The organism is Oryzomonas rubra (assembly GCF_008369015.1).
GTDB classification, from domain to species: Bacteria; Desulfobacterota; Desulfuromonadia; order Geobacterales; family Pseudopelobacteraceae; genus Oryzomonas; species Oryzomonas japonica.
Map to the genome: position 1 here is coordinate 102,590 of NZ_SRSD01000011.1, position 23,270 is coordinate 125,859.

The 23,270-nt window shown below is 49.7% G+C and carries 27 protein-coding genes and 1 pseudogene; 20 read left to right on the top strand and 8 right to left on the bottom strand.

What is annotated here, in order from left to right; all coding sequences use genetic code 11:
- Positions 1–200 precede the first annotated feature (200 nt).
- From ET418_RS16590 to ET418_RS18680, 10 genes and pseudogenes are all read left to right on the top strand, one after another.
- The gene (locus tag ET418_RS16590) at positions 201–581 is read left to right on the top strand and encodes a NifB/NifX family molybdenum-iron cluster-binding protein (RefSeq protein ID WP_149309512.1); all 381 of its coding nucleotides are present in this window, start codon (positions 201–203) and stop codon (positions 579–581) included.
- 2 nt (positions 582–583) lie between these two features.
- Positions 584–922 carry a DUF134 domain-containing protein gene (locus tag ET418_RS16595; RefSeq protein ID WP_149309514.1) on the top strand — a complete coding sequence of 113 codons (339 nt, stop codon included), beginning with the start codon at positions 584–586 and terminating at the stop codon, positions 920–922.
- An 18-nt stretch (positions 923–940) separates the two neighbouring features.
- Positions 941–1,096: pseudogene (locus ET418_RS16600) on the top strand (iron-sulfur cluster assembly scaffold protein); the annotation flags it as partial.
- A 62-nt stretch (positions 1,097–1,158) separates the two neighbouring features.
- A complete protein-coding gene (locus tag ET418_RS16605) occupies positions 1,159–1,410 on the top strand; it encodes a hypothetical protein (RefSeq protein ID WP_149309516.1) in 252 nt (83 codons plus the stop codon).
- A 101-nt stretch (positions 1,411–1,511) separates the two neighbouring features.
- On the top strand, positions 1,512–1,961 hold the full coding sequence (locus ET418_RS16610; protein ID WP_149309518.1) for a MamS/MamX family magnetosome protein: 450 nt from the start codon (positions 1,512–1,514) through the stop codon (positions 1,959–1,961).
- A gap of 62 nt (positions 1,962–2,023) precedes the next feature.
- The gene (locus tag ET418_RS16615; protein WP_149309520.1) at positions 2,024–2,428 is read left to right on the top strand and encodes an OsmC family protein; all 405 of its coding nucleotides are present in this window, start codon (positions 2,024–2,026) and stop codon (positions 2,426–2,428) included.
- A gap of 78 nt (positions 2,429–2,506) precedes the next feature.
- A complete protein-coding gene (locus tag ET418_RS16620; protein WP_149309522.1) occupies positions 2,507–2,722 on the top strand; it encodes a hypothetical protein in 216 nt (71 codons plus the stop codon).
- Between the two features lie 28 nt (positions 2,723–2,750).
- Positions 2,751–3,059 (top strand): rhodanese-like domain-containing protein, encoded by a 309-nt coding sequence (locus ET418_RS16625; RefSeq protein ID WP_149309524.1) that lies wholly within the window; start codon positions 2,751–2,753, stop codon positions 3,057–3,059.
- A gap of 67 nt (positions 3,060–3,126) precedes the next feature.
- On the top strand, positions 3,127–4,800 hold the full coding sequence (locus ET418_RS16630) for an FAD-dependent oxidoreductase (RefSeq protein WP_149309526.1): 1,674 nt from the start codon (positions 3,127–3,129) through the stop codon (positions 4,798–4,800).
- A gap of 760 nt (positions 4,801–5,560) precedes the next feature.
- Positions 5,561–5,740, top strand: a complete 180-nt coding sequence (locus ET418_RS18680) for an FmdB family zinc ribbon protein (RefSeq protein WP_149309527.1) — start codon at positions 5,561–5,563, stop codon at positions 5,738–5,740.
- A gap of 566 nt (positions 5,741–6,306) precedes the next feature.
- On the opposite strand, the gene ET418_RS16640 is transcribed toward ET418_RS18680, so the two are convergent.
- The gene (locus ET418_RS16640; RefSeq protein WP_149309529.1) at positions 6,307–7,047 is read right to left on the bottom strand and encodes a tyrosine-type recombinase/integrase; all 741 of its coding nucleotides are present in this window, start codon (positions 7,045–7,047) and stop codon (positions 6,307–6,309) included.
- Here ET418_RS16640 and ET418_RS16645 point away from each other — a divergent pair.
- The gene (locus ET418_RS16645) at positions 7,007–7,672 is read left to right on the top strand and encodes a type I restriction-modification enzyme R subunit C-terminal domain-containing protein (RefSeq protein ID WP_188055647.1); all 666 of its coding nucleotides are present in this window, start codon (positions 7,007–7,009) and stop codon (positions 7,670–7,672) included. The genes ET418_RS16640 and ET418_RS16645 overlap by 41 nt on opposite strands.
- An 80-nt stretch (positions 7,673–7,752) precedes the next feature.
- Here ET418_RS16645 and ET418_RS16650 read toward each other — a convergent pair whose 3' ends face one another.
- From ET418_RS16650 to ET418_RS16665, 4 genes are all read right to left on the bottom strand, one after another.
- On the bottom strand, positions 7,753–8,289 hold the full coding sequence (locus ET418_RS16650; RefSeq protein WP_149309532.1) for a PASTA domain-containing protein: 537 nt from the start codon (positions 8,287–8,289) through the stop codon (positions 7,753–7,755).
- Positions 8,290–8,408: 119 nt separating this feature from the next.
- Positions 8,409–9,329 carry a SphA family protein gene (locus ET418_RS16655; RefSeq protein ID WP_149309534.1) on the bottom strand — a complete coding sequence of 307 codons (921 nt, stop codon included), beginning with the start codon at positions 9,327–9,329 and terminating at the stop codon, positions 8,409–8,411.
- A gap of 166 nt (positions 9,330–9,495) precedes the next feature.
- On the bottom strand, positions 9,496–10,638 hold the full coding sequence (locus ET418_RS16660; protein ID WP_149309536.1) for a hypothetical protein: 1,143 nt from the start codon (positions 10,636–10,638) through the stop codon (positions 9,496–9,498).
- Between the two features lie 161 nt (positions 10,639–10,799).
- Entirely contained in the window at positions 10,800–11,123 is a 324-nt protein-coding gene (locus tag ET418_RS16665) for an EthD family reductase (protein ID WP_149309538.1), read from the bottom strand.
- Between the two features lie 197 nt (positions 11,124–11,320).
- On the opposite strand from ET418_RS16665, the gene ET418_RS16670 reads away from it, so the two are divergent.
- A complete protein-coding gene (locus ET418_RS16670; RefSeq protein ID WP_149309540.1) occupies positions 11,321–12,034 on the top strand; it encodes a response regulator transcription factor in 714 nt (237 codons plus the stop codon).
- Positions 12,035–12,307: 273 nt separating this feature from the next.
- A complete protein-coding gene (locus ET418_RS16675) occupies positions 12,308–13,690 on the top strand; it encodes an ATP-binding protein (protein ID WP_149309542.1) in 1,383 nt (460 codons plus the stop codon).
- Positions 13,691–13,730: 40 nt separating this feature from the next.
- On the opposite strand, the gene ET418_RS16680 is transcribed toward ET418_RS16675, so the two are convergent.
- Both ET418_RS16680 and ET418_RS16685 read right to left on the bottom strand, forming a co-directional pair.
- Positions 13,731–14,138, bottom strand: a complete 408-nt coding sequence (locus tag ET418_RS16680) for a hypothetical protein (protein ID WP_149309544.1) — start codon at positions 14,136–14,138, stop codon at positions 13,731–13,733.
- 585 nt (positions 14,139–14,723) lie between these two features.
- The gene (locus ET418_RS16685; protein WP_149309546.1) at positions 14,724–15,278 is read right to left on the bottom strand and encodes a TetR-like C-terminal domain-containing protein; all 555 of its coding nucleotides are present in this window, start codon (positions 15,276–15,278) and stop codon (positions 14,724–14,726) included.
- Between the two features lie 443 nt (positions 15,279–15,721).
- Between ET418_RS16685 and ET418_RS16690 the strand changes: the two genes are divergently transcribed.
- From ET418_RS16690 to hypA, 6 genes are all read left to right on the top strand, one after another.
- Positions 15,722–16,891, top strand: coding sequence for an OmpP1/FadL family transporter (locus tag ET418_RS16690; protein ID WP_274596142.1), 1,170 nt, complete (start codon positions 15,722–15,724; stop codon positions 16,889–16,891).
- 80 nt (positions 16,892–16,971) lie between these two features.
- Positions 16,972–18,615, top strand: a complete 1,644-nt coding sequence (locus ET418_RS16695) for a methyl-accepting chemotaxis protein (protein ID WP_188055649.1) — start codon at positions 16,972–16,974, stop codon at positions 18,613–18,615.
- A gap of 234 nt (positions 18,616–18,849) precedes the next feature.
- Entirely contained in the window at positions 18,850–19,446 is a 597-nt protein-coding gene (locus ET418_RS16700) for a hypothetical protein (protein WP_149309553.1), read from the top strand.
- Between the two features lie 193 nt (positions 19,447–19,639).
- Entirely contained in the window at positions 19,640–20,515 is an 876-nt protein-coding gene (locus ET418_RS16705; RefSeq protein WP_149309555.1) for a 4Fe-4S binding protein, read from the top strand.
- 62 nt (positions 20,516–20,577) lie between these two features.
- Positions 20,578–21,735: an FAD-dependent oxidoreductase gene (locus ET418_RS16710; RefSeq protein ID WP_188055651.1), complete on the top strand. Its 1,158-nt coding sequence runs from the start codon at positions 20,578–20,580 to the stop codon at positions 21,733–21,735.
- Positions 21,736–21,781: 46 nt separating this feature from the next.
- Entirely contained in the window at positions 21,782–22,123 is a 342-nt protein-coding gene (gene hypA / locus ET418_RS16715) for a hydrogenase maturation nickel metallochaperone HypA (protein WP_149309558.1), read from the top strand.
- 61 nt (positions 22,124–22,184) lie between these two features.
- On the opposite strand, the gene ET418_RS18585 is transcribed toward hypA, so the two are convergent.
- Complete coding sequence (locus ET418_RS18585; RefSeq protein ID WP_274596140.1) at positions 22,185–22,307, bottom strand: hypothetical protein; 123 nt, start codon at positions 22,305–22,307, stop codon at positions 22,185–22,187.
- A 27-nt stretch (positions 22,308–22,334) separates the two neighbouring features.
- Here ET418_RS18585 and hypB point away from each other — a divergent pair, with 27 nt between their 5' ends.
- A complete protein-coding gene (gene hypB / locus ET418_RS16720) occupies positions 22,335–22,967 on the top strand; it encodes a hydrogenase nickel incorporation protein HypB (protein ID WP_246153135.1) in 633 nt (210 codons plus the stop codon).
- Positions 22,968–23,270 lie beyond the last annotated feature (303 nt).

Genomic DNA, 23,270 nt, shown 5'->3' on the forward strand with positions numbered 1-23,270 from the left:
GACATAATATTATTTTTACTATATTAGATAATTTAGATATATTTTAAATTGAATTTATATTTAAAAAATGTCGATGATTCAAATATCTTGGCTAATTAGGTGGAATAATCAAGTTATGTGTTTATGCACAAAAAACTTGACACCTGATTTGGTGGGGTTTATTCTGTGCATATGCACACAATACTCCATGGAGGTTCACAATGAAAGTCTGTTTTCCTGTCCAAGAGAATCACGGTTTAGAAAGTCAGGTGTATGGCCACTTTGGATCCGCACCAAATTTTGTCGTAGTGGATCTAGTCACCAGCGAGGTGGCGACGATCAAGAATAGCGACCAGATCCATGAGCATGGTGCCTGCAACCCGGTAGCAGGACTGGGCGGCCAGCAGGTAGATGCAATCGTGGTTGGCGGCATTGGTGGTGGGGCGTTGAACAAGCTTAACCGCGCCGGCATGCGAGTGTTTCAGGCGCAGGATGGGAATATTGGCAAAAATCTTGAGATGCTGCGCAACAACACATTGCCGGAATTTATGCCGGACCATACCTGCGGCGGGCATGGCGGCAGTGAAGGGTGTTCACACTAATTATGGCGCGACCCCGCAAACCGAGAATTTGTAACTGCCCACACCGCGCAGGTTATTCCGCCGTATTTAAGCCGGCTGGAACACCATTGAAAGATCTGGAAATAATCAAACTTGACCATGACGAACTGGAAGCGCTGCACCTGTGCGACGGAGAAGGAAAAAACCAGATAGAAGCGGGAGCCTGCATGGGGATATCACGCGGCACGGTCCAACGGCTTCTGGCCAATGCACGCTTTAAAGTTGCCCGGGCCCTTATCGGGCAGAAGGCATTGGCGATCTCCGGTACCATGCAGGAAAATGAAGAGCTCGACATTTCAGGGGAAAACGCAGAAAAGGGATAACCAGATCTCAATGACAAAAAAATAGCCACAGCACTTGATGGCCTGCCGGAAGAGAAAATGCACTGTTCGAACATGGCCGCTTCCGCACTGCATGCGGCGGTGCAACAGTATAGATCTACTCAGGCAGGCAAAACAGCCCATTGGCTGATTAGACATGCCGGGCGGACCGGGTAATCTGGAGAAGGCCGCTAAACTCATAAGAAAAATCAACATGTCGACGATGGCGAGGTGGACAAATGGCTTGTGAAATACTAGCGTGTTGCCAGTTCATTAAGGACAACATGAGCGCCTTTCCCGAGACATCCGAGTATATAAAACAGAAACAGTGCCTTGGTGACTACGAATCTTGCAACTGGTTCAAAATCTATAAAGAATTCGGCGGTGAGAATATTCCGGCGGATCTTGATCCCTACGATATTGAAGAAGTGAAAAAGGTCGTGCAGTGCTTACGCAACAAACAGTTGTCTGAAAAGAATGACCTGGAATAATTCTTGGTCGCGCCGAATAAGGCTGTCGAAACGTTGCAGCAAGATAGGAAAAATGGCGCAGTGCATCTAGCCGTAGTCAAAACATTCTCGAGGAGGTTACCATGAAAGGGAAATGTAGCATTTTTGTCATTACCGCTGTCTTGATGTTTACAGTGGCAGTGACAGCCTTTGCGGCACCTGGGAGAGGTGGTAGCGGCGGCTGGGGCCTGGGAAGTCCCTATCAGAGAATGTACAATCCCGCAACCGTCGAGACCGTGAGTGGTGAAGTGATCTCTGTGGACCGGATAACCCCTATGAAGAGAATGGGAGCCGGTATTCATATCCAACTCAAGACAGACAGGGAGACGGTTTCAGTCCACTTGGGTCCGGCATGGTATATCGAACGGCAGGACGCCCGCATCGAAAAAGGGAATACTATAGAAGTCAAAGGTTCACGTGTGACGTTTTCCGGAAAACCGGCGATCATTGCTGCCGAAGTGAAAAAAGGCGATGCGTTACTCAAACTCCGCGATGAGGGCGGAATCCCCGTCTGGTCTGGCTGGAGGCGATAAAAACCGGAGCCTCCAATGATTCACAACACTCAATAACTAATTATGCCGATAAAGGGTATGCCATGGAGATGAAAATTACCTTTCCCGGAGGGGAAAAGGTCAATGCGGAAATGGATGGCGTCATTATTCCCACTGATCAGCCGGTGGAAGCTGGGGGCGAGGGGGCGGCGCCAAGCCCCTTCGACTATTTTCTTGCCTCGCTTGGAACCTGTGCCGGTATTTATGTTCTCAGATTTTGCCGGCAGCGGCAGATTGCCACTGAGGGACTGGGACTTACCCAGCGATTGGAGTTTGCCACCGACACAGGCGGGAAAAAGAGGCTCACCAAGGTAGCCATCGAGATTCACCTCCCTCCCGGTTTCCCCGAGAAATACCGGAACGCCATAGTCAAGACAGCTAGGCTCTGCACGGTGAAAAAGGTAATCATGGACCCTCCGGAGTTCGTGGTCACTGCCCGCATGGCGTAACGGATAGCAAAATAGAATCAACCTTAATGCCCGTCCGCTGTTGCACATGTTGCAACAGCGCGACAAATGAGGAAGGCAATGAAAAGCCTTTTGGAATACCGATTTCTCATCCCGCTTGTTCTGTTCCTTGGCTTTGCGCCTTTTTTCCCTCAGCCACATATCGTGGAAAAGATCAGGATGCTACTGGCCGGCACGCTGAAAAGACCGATCGATATATTTGATTTGGTTTGGCACGCTTGGCCATTCGTATTGCTTGCTTACCGGATAATCAGAGACATCAGACCAACTGGTTAACTGATCGTCCCAGATACAAGGAGATGAAATGCAACCCCAGGAATTGTTGAAACGAATCAAAACAAAACAACCGCCATCCATAATTGACGTTCGGAGCCGCTTCGAATTCCGGACGGGGCATATACCGGGTGCAATCCATGCCCCAACCTGGAAAATTCTGTTGAAGCTGGCGCGCATCCCTGCCGGCAAGAATGCCGAATTGGTGGTGACCTGCGAGCATGGCCCTCGTGCCCAGCTTGCCAGAAGCGTGCTAGAAGCCTTCGGTTACCGGAACGTAGCGCTGCTTTCAGGGCACATGGCCAACTGGAGACACGTCGATCACCCACAAGAAAAGTAAGACGTGTCGTCGTGTTATTTGAAGTTCGTTCTGCCAGACTGCATATTTTAGATATGAGAGGTAATGCATGAAAATGCGAATAGTTGTGATCGGCGCCAATGCGGCTGGGGCCAAGGCAGCTTCAAAAGCGAAACGGGTTAACCCTGAGGCAGAGATAACTCTGATTGACCGGGGAAATTTTATCTCATATGGCGCTTGCGGTATTCCCTACTACGTTTCAGACACCGTAGTTGAAGTTAAGGAGCTGATGAGCACTCCAGTCGGTGTATTGCGTGATCAGGTCTTTTTCAGAAAGGTCAAGGGGGTCGATGTCATCACTGAAACCGAGGCGGTCGTAGTCGATTGGCGGAATAAAAAGGTTGAGCTCTGGACGGCTGTGAGCGGCACGACTTCCTTCATCGACTATGACCGCCTGATTTTGGCAACCGGAAGCTCTCCACTCATCCCGCCACTGCAAGGCAGCGAACTGGCAGGCATCGTGACTGTCAAGAGCATCGAGGATGCCACCTTCTTAAAAGAACAGGCGGTCTCCGGCAAACGGGCATGCGTCATCGGCGCGGGTCTAATTGGCCTTGAAACCGTCGAGGCTCTGGCACTGTGCGGGATGCAAGTGACGGTGGTCGAGATGCTCGGTCAAGTTCTGCCGGGTGTTCTGGATGACGAGATGGCAACACTTCTTGAACGCCATATACAGTCGCACGGTGTCCAGGTGATGACGTCCTGCCGTGTCTCTTGTTTTGAAGGAAACGGGCATGTGGAAAAGGTTATCACCGATCAGGGAGAGATTTTGGCCGATCTGGTGGTGCTTGCTGCCGGGGTGAAGCCCAACGTGAGCCTTGCCCGCAATGCCGGCCTGGAGATAGGTGCGACCGGAGCTATCGCCGTGGACGATCACCTGCGTACCTCCGTGCCGGACATTTATGCTTGCGGCGACTGTTGCGAAACAACCCATCTGGTGACCGGTAAAGGGGTTTATGCCCCAATGGGAAGTACGGCCAACAAACAGGGACGAGTGGCCGGAATCAACGCGGTGGGGGGTGACGCCGTTTTTAACGGAATAGTGGGAACGGCAATTGTCAAGGTATTCGATTTCAATGCAGGGAAGACCGGATTGAGCGAGTTCGCTGCCCGTGCCGCAGGCTACGATGTAGAAATCGTGCTTTCTCCCGCCCCGGATCGGGCTCATTTCTATCCAACTGCGAAGCCGATAGTGTTGAAGCTGGTGGCCGACAGGGAAAATGGCCGGCTGCTCGGTCTTCAGGCGGTGGGCTCCGGCGCTGTCGACAAACGGATAGATGTCGCTGCCACCGCCATCACCTTCCGTGCTACTGCCGAGCAGGTTTCCCATCTTGACCTTGGCTATGCGCCACCATTTGCTGCAGCCATGGACAACCTTATCGTCGCCGCCGATATACTGAAAAATAAACTCTCCGGCCATGCCAAGGGGGTATCTCCACGCGAGGTTAAAAAGAAAATGGAAGCAGGGGAGGACTTTCTCCTGCTCGATGTGCGTTCTCCGGCTGAACATGAGGTGATGCGGATTGCTGGGGCAAAGTTGGTTCCACTTGGCGTGTTGCGCGATACGTTGGACAGCCTCCCCAAAGACAAGGAAATCGTCACCTTTTGCAAAATCAGCCTACGGGGATACGAAGCGCAGAAAATCCTCAATGCAGCCGGCTTCTCCAATATCCGATTCATGGATGGCGGCATTCTCACATGGCCCTACGAACTGGAAAAATAGAATACACATCCCCGTAGCAAGCTTCGGGGATGTGTACCCCTAGAGATTAAACTGGCCATGGCTGATGCGCTGCTGCGGGCAAGACAACATTTGTTCTCCTATATTTAGGTATCACTTGCACATGTTGCCGTATAAGCTGTCCCAAAAATTTGATGTTTCGTATCTCGGCGCTATTCCAATAGATATGGAAATTGCCAGAAGTGGGGATGAAGAACGCCCCTACCTGAGTTCATATCCCAAAACTGAGACCGCCGACAGATTCGGAGAAATTGTTGAACGTCTGAAATTGAGTTACTTGGAGTTGCAGAACACTTCAGGAGCAGACTCTTGTTGCGGTGGCAGTAAAGTGCAGCAATGTGCCGGACCCGGGAGTTGTTGCTCAGATCATTATTAGTGCTCGCGATAATTGCACACTCCGAGTGCAGCTGGCTTGATGCCATGGAGGCTGTTGGCGATGAGGGTACTCCTCATCACATAATTGATGGCACAACTAATGCAAAATTTGCCAGAAAACGCAAACAGCTACTACTGTCATGCAAAGGCAGATACCGCAGGTTGAACCCGGTGTTGCAGCCGCATGATCTACCTATGGCCCGCTCTTTTCCTGGAGTGACGCCAGACATGGTGGTGGTTAATGTTAACTCTGCCCTTTTGTTTTTACTGGCAGTGATGATTTTCATTTATATCCGATTGATTGCAAAGCTGTTGATACTGAAAAGCCAATAAGACCATACGAGATAACAAGTTGAAAGGAACCCCCATGCCTATATTCGAATATTCCTGCACTGCGTGTGGACATCGCTTCGAAAAACTGCAAGTGTCCGCCCCAAGCCCGTCGGTAGTATGTCCTTCATGTGGATCTGGCGAGGTTAAAAAGGAGTTGTCAACATTTGCCGCGGCTGCGTCTTCATCGGTGGCAGGATGTTATAGTGGCGGCTGAAAGATCTGACGGCGCCAGTCTGGCGTCACAGGCAATAATCAGACATTGGCCATCCAATTTCCAGAACAGCCTTTATTGGTGATCCCGCGCGGGCTCAAATTTTTGTTGACTGGTTCAAAATCTTCGGTTTAGCGATTTGACCAATCGCTTGGTATTTAATGGATTTTGCTGAACGCTTGCAAACGAAAATCAGCCAACAAAGAAGATATAACCATTTAATATATTAGCTTTAATAATAAAGTATAACTTCAAATAAACCAATAAACGGTTATATCCGCGCGATACCAAAACATATTTTTCAGTACTTATTTTCAGCTTTACTGGCGTACTTGGAGAGATTTGAATGCTCAATCTACGGATAAGCAGGTTTTGTTCTGTTGAGCCGCTTGCTGTCCCCGGTATGCCCCTGAGTAGATCAGAATAGGTTGAAATTGATTGGACTAAATTGGACTGGCTACTGATGGAAGGTTGATTTAATTATCTGAAATGATTATATTAATACAAGTTAAGTTGATATAGCTGATATTTTCGAATCCCGTTTCCCGCTCCAATTTTTATTATACGATTCAATAATTTATCTGAATCTGACTCCGACTGTCCCCGTAACTGTCCCCATAGGCCAGTAACGGGGACAGTTTTTTTTCGGGCTTTATCAGGAAATCCCTACCGAAATAACGCAGAATATCCTCCACGTCATCTTCCAGGTCCTCTACGTATTGCCCGTAGTTTTGATATACCATCTGCTTGCTGCTGTGGCCCATGAGGCTTACCTGCTTCATCGGGTTCATGCCGATGGTCAGCGCCCAGGCGCAGAAGGTGTGTCTCGTCGAATACGGGGTCTTTTCGGCTATCTGCGATGCCTTTAAGGCTTTGTTCCAAACCACCTTGCGGAAGGAGTTGCCGTCGAACGGGGTACCGTCTTCCATGGGCAAGGGATGGGGGGAACCGGAGCATTGCTCTCGAATCCGGTCAATTACCCTTTTAATCGCCCCGGTCATGGGAATGCGCCGGAACCGATAATCGTTCTTCAGCCGCTCCTTTTCCTGCCCCAGAACAATGGACCGTTGCAGGGTGATGGCCCGCTCCGATACGTCCTCTCTCCTGATACCCGCCAATTCGCTTGCCGACAGACCGGTCATGATCAAAAATTCCAGATGCGGTCGATAGAATTCCGGGGCGTTCGCCAGGAATTTTTTCCATTCAGCAAAGCGGAACACTTTGTTGTTTCGGGTCCGCTGTTTGGACGGCAGATGCTTGGTGATGGTTTTGAACGGATTGCGCAGTACCCAATGGTACTGGTCCGGCATCACCCTGCCTCTCTTGGAGGAGGTGCGCCTTCGCCTGCGGGATTTGCTCAAATTTCTGGACAAGGGCGAGGCGGTGATCGTCTACACCGACTTCGAGGACGCAATCGGCGAGCATTCGGAGATCTACGTGCCGGGCTATGCCAGCGCCGAGGAGATGCGCCAGTATCGCCTGAAGGTGGAGCGCTTCATCCGCGACCACAGCGACCATATCACCATCAACAAACTGCGCATGAACCGGCAGATCACTAGACAGGACCTGGAAGAACTGGAGCGGCTGTTGTTCGCCTCGGAAGAGGTGGGGGGCAGGGAACGCTTCGAGAAGGTGTTCGGCCATCAGCAGAGCCTGGGGACGTTTATCCGCAGTCTGGTCGGGCTGGATCGGGAAGCGGCCAGCGAGGCCTTTGGCGAGTTCCTGCACGATACGGCCTATTCGGCCACCCAGATCAGGTTCATAGACCAGATTATCAGCTACCTGACCCAGAATGGCACCATGGAGCCGGGCCTGCTGTACGAACCGCCCTTTACCGACCTGCACGACGAGGGGCTGGACGGGGTCTTCGGGGATGACGGGGCGACGAAGGTTATTCTGCTACTGGAGGAGATCAATCTGAAGGCTGCTGCGTAGATTAATCCACTCACCTCACCCGCAGCATCACATGAAGGAGAACGATAGTCGCACGTTCCCTGGTACTGTTTATAGATGCCTCACTTCCCGGCAAACACCTCTTTATGGCAATCAATGCAGTATTGCCGTGTGTGGCATTCGAGGCAACGGGACTCGCCCCTGATTTTGACGGAAAAGCCGTGGGCATCCATCCAGGGACGAAAAGGACCTGCACCATGGTGAATACCTGAAGTCAGCGTAATCACCGAGCCTGGGTGTATCGGTATACCTGCGGCTGGTTCCTGTCCGGCAATCATGTGGTTCCATGTTGCCGCCTTAAAGGGCTCGACTTTTTCGGGATATTCGACCCTGTTAGTGCCGAGCCCGGTTACGACAATCCTGGGGCGCTTGACCATGACCGCGAATCCCGATGACGCAAGCTTCTGTCCCGTCACGTTCATGTCGGTATTGACCACATCAGGCATCAGGTTTATTGGTGCGTTAACTGATATCGGGGCATGCTCCGACAGGGATGAAGAATCATCCGATAATCTATTATTCACACCCAAATCAAATAACCTGCATCCATTCAGCGACATCACGAGTGATGTAATTGTTATTATTGTAAAATTACGCATGTTTCATTTCTGGCAACTTTAATTGATTTGGCTGGTTGTCCATACTGTTTCCAGTTGTGTCAACGCCTGCTTCGACAGAGCCCGATTATTTTAACCATGTCGAAGCAGGCATACATCCGTTAGAACGGTATGACAAGTTTGCACAAAAATTTATCGCCTTCAGGCCTGTTCTCAACAAACATTTCTTTTGCGTACTTCAACTCCAGAAAACCACCTGTTTTGAAGTCATATTTGACTGCCGGGCCGGCAGCAAAAACCTGGCCTTTGTTGCCATCATTGGCTGCAGCGCCGGCACCGTGGTCATTGGTCACCTGCTTATAGAAATAGCCCTCTGCACCGAACTTCCACGAGCCAACCTGATAACCGGTTGCATAATCAATATGAAATTCCTGACCTGAGGTATAATCGGTGGCGTTATTTTTAGTGTTAAAGTCGTACATGAATTTAGTCGTCAGCTCTATGCCGTTGTCACCCAGATAGGTCACACCAACAATCGGCTCGAAGGTCCAGTAGTTTCTTCCCAAATTTATTATGTCATTTTTATTATACTCACCCACCGGTGCCGTAATATCAAGTGCTGTAGCTGCATGCAGATTTTTATTGAAATGCCACGCAAGTACTGGCCCGACAGTGAGGTCACCAAGACCGCTCTTCGTTTTGGAGCCCATGCTTGTATTAGCACTGGCATTCATCAAAGTAACTATCCCGTAAGCTCCAAGTTGCCCGCCAAGAATCTCCTTGTCCGACATATACAGAATTCGTGAGGCATTTGCGGAGACTCTTGCATGGAAATCAATTGGGACTTTGTCTCCGTTCTTATTATCCAAACGATCTGATGCGTAATGAACCAGATAGTTGATGTAGTAAAGTCCGGGAGGTGGAAGAGCTGCTGCCAGGGAGCCTTCAGCACCATTGGGATATGCGCAGCCCCCTCCTTCAGTTGCCAGCACAGCGGAACACAAAGAACCGATAGAGATTGCAGAAGCAATGAAACATAAGAAAATTTTTCTCAAAACCCCACTGATTTTAATTCTGTTCACGGTATTGTCCTCTCTTGGTAGGTATCGATGTTTCTATTGGCAAACCGGTAGCAACCGGACTCGCGATAAAAGGCCTTCTCGTTAGAGTCTCATAAGTGTCCTGACACCCGCGGCGACGGGAAGGCCGCCGCGGATCTGGAATGGGGGCGGTTCCGAATCAGGAACACTAGTGTATGTTGGTTGCGTCCACAGGCGGGCGCGGGGTCATGATATGTTTCTTCTCGTGGTCAGGAAACTGTAGGTCATTTTCCTTGAGCAATGCGGTCCCCGGGCCATGGCAACGATCGCACAATTCTTGGTTGGGTTTGGGCCGGATGACGTTGTGCGGCACCCCGGCATACCAAGAGGACTGTGTGGTGAGTTTGTTGGCCGGTATCTCCGGGAGCCCTTCGTCCGCGAGCATCTTCGGATCAACTGGGGCCTTCACGAGTGTGGTAAGCTTACCGTGCTCGACTCCGAGCTTGATCGAGTACGTGATCCGGAACGGCGGCGAGGCCTTGTCAACGATGCGTTGCCAGCCGTGGCATTCGGTGCAGCTGCGGTACGGCATTGAGTGGCAGGATTGGCATGTTGCACGGTCCAGGTGTGATTGCGAGTGCCAACGGCCGGTGATCTTCTCGTGGCATTGTTTGCATTCAGTGGTCACAGCGCCGCTGTTGATCATTGTCTGGCGCGTGACCCCATCGCCGTGCACTTCCTTCTCGGTGTGGCACGACATGCAGGTCATGCCGGCCTTGTTGTGTACGTCGTACTTCTGGAAGCCCGCCTCGGGGTCTGTGATGGAGCCGGCGTGGCAGACATAACAGGTCTTTTCGGCATCGGTTTTTTTCTCAAACCGCTGGAACTCGTGACCGGACAGCAGCCCCTTCGGACCGCTGATAACCCACGGGGACCTCGGCTTGGTAACGTGGCACGTGCCGCATGAGGCGTGGCAGTCGACGCAGGCCTTTGAGCGCCAGGCTGCCTTGGCCATCTTGCAGGTGGAGTCGTCCTTGCTCAGTCGGCCGAAGAAAGCGTTTTTGATGCCTTGCGTGGTATAGTGCAGCGAGCTCTTATGACGCATAACGATATCCGTGTGGCACTTACCGCACACAGCACGGCCGCCATCGGCGGCAAGCGGGTCCGCCACGAGTTTCTTGTGCGCACCGGCTTTGGCTCTGCTCAACGGGTTGCCGCCGTGGCAGGACGGGCAGCCCTTGGCGGTGTGGGCGGATTTGAGGAACTTGGCGCTGACCACCAGAGCTGAGGCATCGATTGCCGGGGACGCCTTGGAGGCATTGAGAGCGGAGAGCGAGGTGTGGCATTCCACACAGCTTCCACCCGTTGTAGGCCCTGTTGCAGGAGTCTTGGATGCAGAGTATGACGACTGGACATAGATAATAGTAGTGGCACAGAGGAAACACAGAACTAGAACAACGTACTTACGTGACATAGAAACCTCCATTTTGATAAACCTTGGCGTCGATTGTACTATCGCAATAAGAAGAGTTTGACCTCACTGATTTGAGCCGTTGGCTGAATGTTGGTAAAATTTGCAATATCGGCCATGATGAATTCGGCATGGGGCGCAAACGCATTCTGAAATGACTCTTCTGAATCAAAACAAAAGTGCCCCATAGCAACAAAGGACGCCTTCGTGTTTGGCAGATTCCCGCCTAGTCCTTGGTCGATGCTGACCATCTTGCAGGCAGCGCCAAGTTTCTCCTGGAACATTGGTACGTGTCTGTTACAGTAATAATCCATATTAAACTGCGGTCCTTCGTCATTAGGATACAGCACGCTAACTTTGACCATCCATCATCCTCCTTTTTTAGTGATGCGTTTCTATTCTCTGACAAGTTTCCTTTGATTAACGCTATCACTATCAGGGGAAACATAGGTGTAAGGCTTTGAAAGGATACGGTAATGATTTGTAAGGACGCCCTTACAAATCATTACATTCATGGGACGTTAAATATTGTAGTATGTGAGAAAGCGCACATGAGGTGAGTATGGTCCGAATCCTGATAATCGACGATGATGTGGATTTTTGCGAGTTGATGGCTGAACGCCTCGTACCGGAAGGCTTCGAGCTGGATGCTGCACATCAAGGGAATAAAGGCGTGGAGATGGCTCTTGCCGGGAGTTATGACGTCATCTTGCTTGATGTCATGTTGCCGGAGATCAATGGATTTGATGTGCTTCGCCTTATCAGGGAGCAATCTGCGACCCCGGTCCTGATGCTGACGGCACGAGGCGACGATATCGACAAAATTGTCGGTTTGGAGATGGGAGCTGATGATTACCTGCCCAAGCCCTTCAACCCAAGGGAACTCATAGCAAGAATCCGTGCCATCTTGCGGCGAGTTCACCCACTGCCTCACCCTGGGACTAAAACACTCTCAGAGCGACTCGCTGCGGCGGACATAGTCATTGATCAAAGAAGGAGAACCGCGTCATGCAATGGTGTTCCCCTGGAACTAACACCCGGAGAGTTTGGTCTCCTTGAGGTCCTCGTGAAGAGAGCGGATGAAGTTGTTTCCCGCGACGAGCTGTCAACTATTGTCCTGGGTCGCAATCTGAACCCCTTCGACAGAAGCATTGATGTTCATATCAGTAATTTACGAAAAAAACTTGGGCCCGACCAACAAGGTAATGATCGGATCAGGGCGGTTCGTGCGGTCGGGTATGTTCTGCCGGTGTCATCAGCAGGAAGGGAAAAATAGTCCGAGACGGGACAGGTTATAGACGATGAGCCGTGGTCAACCTGGCATAAAAGCGACAAAGTGGCATCCGTCGAGGGTTATTTCTCTTTCTGGAGTACTGTTTGCTCTCTTGGCAGTCGGTCGTCATGCGGCCAGCATGGATAGGGATGCCATTTTCTCTGCTGCTATTTTCCTATTCGTATGCATCAAGCTTGTCCACATCTATTACAAAAAGTATCTGCATACGGATCACCCATGATTGAATAAGCTGAATCTATAACAACAAGGCAGCCCATGCGAAATACGGTTTTTATCAAAATATTCCTTTGGTTCTGGCTCTGCATCATCACGATTATAGGTGCTGTTGCGGTTATTGTCGTAATGCACCTTGGTGGCTTGCACGGTTCCGAATGGCGTCGTTTGGCAGAAAAGTCGCTTTCGTTACACGGGGCGACAGCAGTAAAGATATACGAGCAAAACGGCAAGGATGCCCTGATTGAATTCGCCAGGCCCTGGGAGGATAAAGCACCTGATACGGTATTGCTTTTTCAGGGGGTAACAGAGCTGACAGGTCGTCGCGTGCCGCAGCAGGTAACCAAACTGGTTGATAAAGCAAGCCGGATAGAAAGAACCGATACACTTACCTTGGGTGAAGTAACCTTTATAGCCCGTCGAATTGTGGGCCAAAATAATACCCCCTATATCTTTGTTGTGGAAACGAACAGAAAGGGATATTTCAAGCAACTCTCCGAACTCCCTAGATTTATTGTCGTGAAGGTAATCAGTGTCTTCATTTTTTCAGTTCTATTCTGCTTTGCCCTCTCCTACAGCTTCACCTCATCGATACGGAAGCTCCGGAGTGCAACACATCGCCTTGCCAATGGAGATCTATCGTCTCGTGTTCTTCCCACGCTTGGTAAACGAAACGACGAACTCTCCGACCTGGCCATGGATTTCGACCAGATGGCTGAGCGGATTGATGAACTTGTTACTTCCCAGAAGAAATTGTTGGCAGACATTTCCCACGAACTGAGATCCCCCCTCGCCCGCCTCAGCATTGCCCTTGATCTTTGCCATGACAAGACCGGGGAGCCATTGCAGAAACAGCTCAGCCGTATTGAGAGAGAATGCCATCGGCTTAACGAGCTGATCGGCCAACTTCTGGACTTGTCACGCTTTGAGTCCCGAATAACTGAAATGCAACCGGTTCCCGTTGACCTGACGAGCCTTGTCAATTTGTTGGTGGAAGATGCGGATTTTGAGGCGAGAAGTCGAGGATGTCACGTAAGGATGGTTGCTTCTGAACCGTGCAGTGTGTCCGGTATTCCAGATCATTTGCGTAGCGCCATCGAAAATGTCATCAGAAATGCGTTACGATTCACGCACGAGGGGACAGATGTCGAGGTATCCATTACCTGTTTGCCGCCGGAGTCAAAGGCGATATTACAGGTTCGAGACCATGGGGATGGAGTTTCTGAAGCCGATTTATTCAAAATTTTCAAGCCTTTTTATCGTGTGGAGGATTCGCGCGACCGTCGAAATGGAGGTACAGGCCTTGGGTTGGCAATCACGGAACGGATAATAAACCTTCATGGCGGCAGCGTTAGGGCTTACAATGCTGTGAATGGAAATGGCGGGCTCATTGTCGAAATCACCATTCCCTGTGACGTTATCTGATGGCCTGAGTGACGTCAGGGATACTTCCCCCACAGACACCTTAACTACTTACTGCTATTCTGGAGCAGCCCTCGCCCTCAGCCGATTCACCGTCTTGTAGAGAAAATTTTTGAACTTGTACAGTCGGAGATCTGCGTGCCGGGCTATGCCAGCGCTGAGGAAATACGTCAGTACCGGCAAGGTGGAACGCTTCATCCGCAATCACAGCGACCATATCACCATCAACAAGTTGCGCATGAACCGGTAGCTCTCCAAGTAAGACCTGGAAGAGCTGGAGCGGCTTTTGTTCGCCTCGGAAGAGGTGGGGGGGCGGGAGCGCTTCGAGAAGGTCTTCGGCCATCAGCAGAGCTTGGGAGCGTTCATTCGCAGTCTGGTTTGGCTGGATCGGAAAGCGGCCAGCGAGGCCCTTGGCGAATTTTTGCACTTCGGCCACCCAGATCAGGTTCATCGATCAGGTCGTCAGCTAACTGACCCAGAACAGTACCATGGAGCCGGGCTTGTTGTGTGAACCGCCTTTTACCGCCCTGCACGAGAGGGGCTGGACGGGGTTATCGGGGATGACGCGGCGACGAAGATTGTTCAGCTACTGGAAGAGATCAGTCTGAAGACTGCGGCGTAAGGCCCGTAATGATGTTGTATCATCACCAAGAATTGAGTAGGAGGCATTTGTGCAAGAACGACCAATATTGCTAAAATCCCTTCTAGCAGCTCATCTGCATCCCTCTCAATATGACGAAGAACGTGTATTGCCCCATACAAAACACGAGGAACCCTCACTAATTGATAGCAGGAGAGGGCGATGGTCATAGCTGCACTCAGCGATTAAGGCCATCGGTAAGCCGGGCCGGTATATCGGTCATAACAATGCAATGTTTGGCGGTGTTTTGGTAGATCGAGGGGGGACCACCTCTGCTCTTCGCTGTTGATCGGTTTTGTTCTCGTTATTTTCAAAAACATCCCCTACTGCTTTCGTCTTGCAGTAGGGGATGTGGGCTGTCAGCTAGCAGTTTGCTGATCTGGTGTTTTGTATCTGTCATTGAGCGGCCAAAAATTCAAAAGACTCTTTCAATAGCTCTGACAACTCATCTGTTGGCGTCTCCATGTTGTTCTGTAGCCAGTTATTCAAGACCATATAGGCCCCACCTGCAAAAAAATGAATTGCAAACAGGCTTTTTGTCGACAACTCTCTATTCCCAGACGCTATTTTTTTGATGCGCAAAGCGTATTCATCAAATCGATCTAATATTTTGTGATTTATATTTGCTTTTTGCATTGCCATGAACAAAATCCTATTTTTCTTCCATATTTTGAATAATTTCTCGGAAGCACTGAGAAAATTTCCTGCAAGCACATCAACCTTGATAATCCTGAAATACTCATCAAACCTGCGGTCCATTTCTTCGATAAGAATATCGTCAATTGACTCATAATTTCGATAGAACGTTGGTCGCGCGATATCTGCCTTATCAGTCAGGTCTTTTACGCCGATACTTTTGTAGTCCATTTCTTTCATGAGCGCCAACAGGGCTTTGAAGAGAAGCGATCTGGATCGTAGTACCCGCCTGTCATTGTTGTTTTTAATAGCCATATAAGTTCCCGCCACAATTTCAGTATTCCCGCTCAATTTCCCGGAGAATCCGGCTTAAATCGGCCAAGTGTAAACAATATTACCCCAAAGGTAGGATAAATGCAACAGGTGATACATATCTTGTGCATTGTGTGACGCGACTGTTGTTTTTTTGTTGATTTTTAGACGAATTTGAATTATAAATTTTTGTAAGATAAGTTACAAATGATAAAAAAATTACTTATGATGTTTAAATTACAAGTGTATTGAAGTTTGTGGTGCGAGTCGGGGTGGTGAAAAACGGAGAGAGTCTGCTGCGGCAGCCTGACTGCTGCTCCGCTCCAGCAAGTGTTTAGTCGTTTCGGAGTGGTTTGCAAGGCGCTTGCAGATGGGCTTATTACAAAAGGGAGGTAACAAGTATGTACTGTCGTGCTGTCGTGCTGTCGTTGGTTGGGTCGCTGGCCATGTGTTCCGTATCCCTGGCATCTAGCGGGTTTGTTGTTACGTACCAGGGGGCGAAGGCCTCGGGGATGGCCGATGCGTTTGTCGCCCAAGCAAATGACCCGAGCGCAAACTACTACAACCCCGCCGGACTCGCCTCGCTGGAGGGCAACCAGTTTTCATTGGGGATGATTCTTGCCAACCAGAATAAATGGGAATTTCGCGGGCAGGTTAAAAACCCTGATACGGGGACCTATGCGGAGGGTTCCGCAGGAGCACGCAACAATATCCTTGTTGCCCCTCATTTTTACTTTGCGCACAATTTTGGGAATGGTTTGGCGACAGGGCTAGGTGTTACGGCTTCATACCCTCTTTCGGTAGCATGGAGTCCCTCATCGTCGCTGGCTCGATACTCCAAAGAAAACAACATGCTGCCCCTAACAATTAATCCAAACATCGCCTACAAGCTGAAAGACTATGGCCTCTCCTTTGGGGCTGGATTTAACTACACCTACGTTATCGCCTCTCAAGAGATGCTGTATTCCGCAGCTCAAACTGGAAGTGTACCGCTGTATGGGCGTGCAGAAGTTACCGGAGGAGGTTGGGGGTATAACCTCGGCTTGAAATGGGAACCGTTGGATTATCTGTCATTTGGAGCAACCTATCGTGGCAAAATGCATATTGACATGTCTGGTGATCTGAGTGCGACGACAACAGCCCTCAGTAGCGGGAGTTCATGGACCGGTCTGCCCTCGAGCCATGTAAATACTTCGGTCAACTTGCCGGCCATGACGGTCATTGGGGCCGCCGTGAAGCCGACGAAGGATCTGGTAGTTGAGTTCGACGCCCAGTTCACAGAGTTCAGCAGCTATATCAGTCCCACGGGTACATGGAAGGATGTATGGGCTTATCGCTTGGGTGGCCAGTATTCTCTCAATAAAAATTGGGATCTGCGCGCCGGTTATGCTTTTGATAATAACCCGATTGCCGATTCCAAAGTCGGCCCTAATCTTCCCGACAGTGACCGCCATACTGTTACGGCTGGGTTCGGATATCACAACGATAGATGGGCCTTTGACATGAGCGTTGGTAATATGAACTGCACAAACCGCACGGTTGATAATGACATCCAAAAGGGGTCTTACCGACTTAACGTGCCATTTGCACAGACAACCGTGACGATGAAATTTTAGGTTGATAATGCATGGAGCCTCTGCTTACACAGGGGCTCTAATTCTTTCAAACAGTAAATCGACATTTGGAGATGCAGGTTATGCTGAACTCGCTGCAAAAAAAACTTACTATTGGCACTCAGCTGCTCACAGTATATTTCATCTGCCTGTTCCTATGTTCTAGCATCATGTTCATGATATGCAGCGAGATGAAAAAAATGAATGAGATGTCAACCGAGATCAGCGCCCATAGTGTTCCGGCAATAGGCTTTCTTACCTCCGCCAATCTTCAGCTAGCTGATTTGCGGAACAATGAATATGGCACTTTAGTCTCGACGGACAGCAATACCGTTGCCAATTTCAAGAAAAGGGCCGACGCCAATCTTCAGAGCTTGCAGAAAAGTAGCGTCGCCTATCAGAAGTTGAGCGTTAACCCGGAAGAACGAACTCTCCAGGAAGAATGCGTAAAAATCATCAGCTATTATGGCGAGGAGCATAAAAAGTTGCTTGCCTTGGCAGGGCAGGGGCGGGCTGATGAAGCACTTGCCTTGCTCAACGGCAGCTTGGCAGATTATGGCAAGCAGGCAGAAAATCTGTTGCAGAAAGGCTATGAGCTCAATGTGCAGAAAGAAAAATTAGAGTCAGCCGCTATTACTGATTTATACGCAAAGGCGATAAACAAAACGATTATGTCGCTTATTATTGTGGGTATAATAGGAGTTTTGCTACTGGTTACGCTGATTCGCTCAGTTGTAGTTCAGATTGGCTCTTTGGTGGGGAAGATAAAGGAGGTTGCAGCCGGTAATCTTGGCCTTACTATTACAAAGGCTGTTGGTAAGAATGAAATAGTCATACTCTCCAATATGTTCTCTAATATGGTAGACGATCTTCGAAACATCATTAAAAGTGTCTCGGAAGGGGCAGTCGGTGTTGCTTCGTCATCCGATCAACTTCAGGCCACTTCTTTAAAAATATCGTCCGGTGCCAAAGAGTCTGTTTCGCAAACCTACAGTATCGTTACCGCCAGTGAGGAAATGTCAGCCACCAGCGCCGACATCGCGCTGAACTGCACGCAGGCAGTCGGTTCTACTCAGAAAGCTGTTGAGTCTGCCAACTCGGGTGCCGCTGTCGTTGCCGAGACAATTGAGGGCATGGCCATCATCGCCAGCAAGGTAACCAGTATTGCAGAAACTGTCACTGCATTGGGAAAACGTTCGGAACAAATCGGCGATATTGTTGGAACTATTGAAGATATCGCCGATCAAACTAACCTCCTTGCGCTGAATGCCGCCATAGAAGCAGCCCGGGCTGGAGACTACGGTAAAGGCTTCGCTGTTGTTGCCGACGAGGTCAGGGCATTGGCAGAAAGAACATCGAAAGCGACCCGCGAGATCGGCGAGATGATCAAGGCAACGCAGTATGAAACACAAGTTGCTATCAAGGAAATGGAAGACGGGGTGTGTGAGGTGTCAAGGGGGACTGAGCTCTCCCAGAGGTCAGGAAGCGCACTTAAAGAGATTATCGCACATATATATGCAGTTTCGGAGCAGATCAGCCAAATTGCAACTGCCGCCGAGGAGCAATCGGCAACCACCAATGATGTTTCAAACAATATTAACAAGGTTAATGAAATTGCCCAACAATCAGCGTTGTTGGCAGATGACACGTCCAGTGAGGCAATACAGCTTGCTCGAGAATCCTTAGAGATGAAAACGATAGTGAGCCGATTTCGTTTGGCAGTTTGAAACAAGTGATAACCCGAAATTCAAATTTGAAAATAAAAAGGAGCTAGGTAAATGTCTGTTGGCGAGAGAAAACAAGAAGAATCAAAAAAAGAGTGTTGTGGTTTTATCAGGCGATTTGGTTTTAAGAAATTTCTGGCAATCTGCGCTGTTGTAATGGTTGTTGGCTTCTGTCTGTGCGATTTTGTCATCCTGCCGCGTCTTGACGTCTGGGGGGCAACCCCTAATGAGATCACCATGGCTCTACCGGGCGACAATCTGGCCCCGGGTGAGCCTTTCTGGCAGATGACCGTGGCTACCACCATCGACGCCCCGGCCGAGAAGGTCTTCCCCTATTTTCTTCAGGCGGGACAGGATAAAGCCGGTTTCTACAGCTTCGATTGGCTGGAGGCCTCACTCGGTTTCGGTATCCACAACACTTACACCATCAAGCCTGAATGGCAGAACCTGAAAGCGGGTGACTTCTGCACCTTCCACAAAAGCGGCATGGGAATGCGGATCCACTCCGTAACACCGAACAGAAACATCCTTATGATCACCAACGGCCTGGAACCGAATCACCCCCTCCCGCCGGGTAAGTGGGAGATGCTCTGGACTCCGCTCTTTTCCCTTCAGAAAGGAAACTTTGTCTCGTGGAACTGGGATTTTAACCTGTTTCCGCTGGAAAACGGCCAAAAAACCCGCGTTGTCGTCCGTTGCGTGGCAAAGGCGAAGGGGAACCCGCTTGCCATATCCATCTTCAAGCACGCCTTTGCGCTCCCTTCCGATGTTATGGATATAGAAATGCTGAGAAGAGTGAAACGCCTGGCAGAGGGAACGTATCCGCTCAACTAAGTTGCGTATAAAGAAGCAGACAGGCTCCTTAATGCAATCGGGAGATGAACGACAAACCATCTCCCATTTTTTAGATTTGCATGCAAAGGCAGATCAGAAGAGCCAATCTATAAACTGCCACTATTTCAAACGCATCGTAAATAGCAAAAAATGAGGCGTAATATCAACTTCAGCATCTTACTCTGGAGACTGTATGAATAAGGAACCGTATAAACCAAGAAAAGCTTTTTGGGGTATCAATAATTGGATCAAACGAAGGACAGCAAAAAACGCGGAAGCGCAAAATTTTGGAAGGATGTTTTTCAAAACGGTTCTGTTTGTTGCACCTTATACAAAGATTCCAATTCTTGGCGATGCAATATTGAATATCGCGTACATGGCAGACAGGCATCATACAGCCGGCTATTGTCTGCCTCTGAATGTAGATCTTTCCAATAAAATTGAGCAATCTGCCTTGCCTGTTGAGTTAATGAAAAAAGTCGTCAGGGAAGCCTCTACCAGAGCAATCATTAATACTTGTATGTGCCGGGAAACATTTAAATGCCATAGCTATCCAGTCGATTTGGGGTGCCTCTTTATCGGCAAAGGCGCAAAGGCCGTGGTGGATAATGGTATTGCACACGAAGCAACGGTGGAAGAATGTTATGCCCATATCGACAAAGCAGCGTCATTAGGATTGGCTGGTAAAGCCTACTGGGTTGAAGCGGAAGAATATGTTTGGGGAGTAAAAGATGAAGACATGCAAAGCTTTTTGGAAATTTGTTTTTGCTGCCCATGTTGTTGTGCCGCTTTTACCTTTGATCGAAAATCAGGGAGAACTGCTCTGAACCAGTCGGTAGGCTGGAAAGCAACAGTAACGGATACTTGCAATCTTTGCGGTGCTTGCATCAAGGCCTGCCCAACGGGCGATCTCGCTCTGGGAACGGCAAAAGTCGTAGTTGATTCCAAATGTTCCGGGTGTGGTCTCTGCATTAATGCATGCCAGCAAAAGGCTCTTTGTTTGCGGCAAAAACAGATGTTGAAAAAGGATGTCAAAGACTACTTTGAAGGGCTCGATCTCAAATTATAGGCAATCGAAGAAATACACGCTCCTTATTTTTGATATGAATCAACACGATGAAAGGACACATTATGGAACAACATCATGAAACAATAATTGTCGGCGGCGGTATGGCCGGGATGTTCTGCGCCCTGAAACTGAAAGAGGCCGGAAAGCCGTTTCTCCTTATTAGCGACAGGTTGGGTGGGAGGACGTATTACAAAGAAGAGTTCAAGATGAACTTCGGCGCAGTATTCTATTTCGAAAATTATCATAACGTGCGGAAGATATTGACTTCCGGTCCGGTGCTCATCAAGTCGATCAAGCAGATCATGCTTCACCTGAGCGAAACAGACTATTACCCGGCTTTCAGCTTCAGGATGCTGAAAAATCTTCCCCAGCTGATCAAGTTCAAGCGGTTCATGAAGCAGTTCATTAAGCACTATGAGGTATACAAAAAAAACTGCGAAACCATGCAGGTCAAGGATGCCTTGAAAAAAGACCCCTTCATGGAGCAACTTTTCTTCAAGAGCGCCCAGCAACTCATCAACGAATTGAAAATCGGCAGGGCCTGCTCCGAACTGGTATCCCAATTTGTCTACGGCTGTACCGGCGCCAAGGTGCACACATTGACAGCCCTTGACTTTTGCAACTGTGCCCAGGGGTTGGTTATGCCGATCTGTCAGTTTGCTTTTGACGAGAACGCTATGCAACGGCGGCTTGGCAGCGTGGAACTGGACTCGGTCGTCAAGGTGGACAAGGAGAGCGGCCAGTACAAGGTTACGACAGCCAAAGGTGTTACCTATACCGCCAGGAACCTCGTGCTTGCCACCCCGGCCGGCGTGACCAAAACCTTGATTAAGCTTCCGAAGATCCGTTCTGCATCCACATTGTTTGCTTATCTGGTCAAGGGGACAATTAAGGAGAAATACCGCCATAACGATCTGCACTGCTTTGCCGATACAATTCCGATCATTTTTGTGGCTAAGCGGCAAAACGGCAAGGGCGAATATGAAGTCTTTTCCAACGCTCGACTTAACCTCAACAAGTATTTTGATGAGCATTCCGTTTTGCATGTCAAGGAATGGCCCGAGGCACTCTATACCCACCCGGCCATTGTTCTTGACCAGGATCTGGGAGACAATCTGTACATGGCCGGTGACCACAACGGTCTCGGCATGGAACCGGCGGCCATATCGGGCATATACACCGCCAACCAAATCATCAAGAAGGCTGCGGCAGGAAGGTAGGCGGCTGTCGCCGGAGGCATAAAAACAGGCAACGAGGTTACGACCGATGCATGAAATGGGCTTGGTGTTCAGAATCATCGACATGGCGGCGGAACATGCCCGGAAGATGCATGCCCGCAAGATAACGAAGGTCGAGATTGTCCTAGGCGATCTGTCCGGGGTCATGTACGAATCTCTGGTGTTCTCTTTTGATACGGCCATCAAAGGCACCATGCTTGCGGATGCGGAGATCGTGATCGAACGGGTGCGGGGTAGGGGGCGGTGCAACGCCTGCGGCAGGGAATTTGACGTGGTCAAGCTTCATGAAATCTGCCCAGGCTGCGCCGCTCCCCATCCCCAGATTATCCAGGGGCGACAATTTCAGCTCAAATCGATCAGTGTCATTTGATGCAAAGTGAATTTACGGAACGACAAGGGGGAGGACCATGTGCCAGGATTGCGGATGTGAATCAGGTGCTGCGGCAGTAATCATACAGATGATCGGCGAGATAACCACCGGGGGGCATGGTCACAATCACAGCTACGCACATCCCCATGACCACCACCACGATCATGACCATGTTCATGAACACGGTCCGAGTCGTGAGCGGAAAATCCTGGTGGAAGAAGACGTTTTGCTGAAGAACAACCTCCTGGCTGAACGGAACCGGGGCTATCTGTCCGCCAAGAAGATCTTGGCCTTGAACCTGGTCAGTTCTCCTGGTTCCGGGAAAACCAGTCTGCTGGAAAAAACGATCAACGACTTGAAAAACGAGATGGATTTCAATGTGATCGAAGGCGACCAGCAGACCCTGAATGACGCCCTGAGAATCGAGAAGACCGGCGTCCCCGTGGTGCAGATCAACACGGGCAACGGCTGCCATCTGGATGCCGACATGATACACCAGGCGCTCCTGAAGCTGGGGGTAGGGGACAACGGGGTGCTGATGATCGAAAATGTCGGGAACCTTGTCTGCCCCGCCATGTTCGACCTAGGCGAGTCGAAGCGGGTAGTGATCATTAGCGTTACCGAAGGCGAAGACAAACCGTTGAAATACCCCAATATGTTTGCCACATCCGACGTGTGCGTCATCACCAAGACCGATCTGCTGCCGCACCTTGATTTCAGTTTGGAAAAGCTCAAGGACTACGCTCGGCAGGTCAACCCGCACCTTGAGTTTATCGAGCATTCGGTGAAAGGCGAAAACCCGGCTTGGTACGGGTGGCTTAGAAAACTGGTTGCCGAACGCTGAGCAAAATTCTTCTCATCTTTTTGGAAAACAGTGATCAGTCAATGCGGCTACGACTGGATCAGGCATTCCATTGGGGGCCTTTGTTTGTAGCTGCCGCCCGCCTCTTGTTTGAAAGCTTTAACTGCCCTTCTTCGATGTGTCGATGTTGCTCTGTCTGCTTTATAAAATTTCTTTCGTAGTTCGTGTCCTCCCCATTTGATTTCCGCTCTGGCAATATTTGTCTTTCCAGTCTTATCCCATCTCATTTTTGTAAGTAATTCAATAATTTTAAAACATCTGTAAATTCCAAAAAACTATTGATTA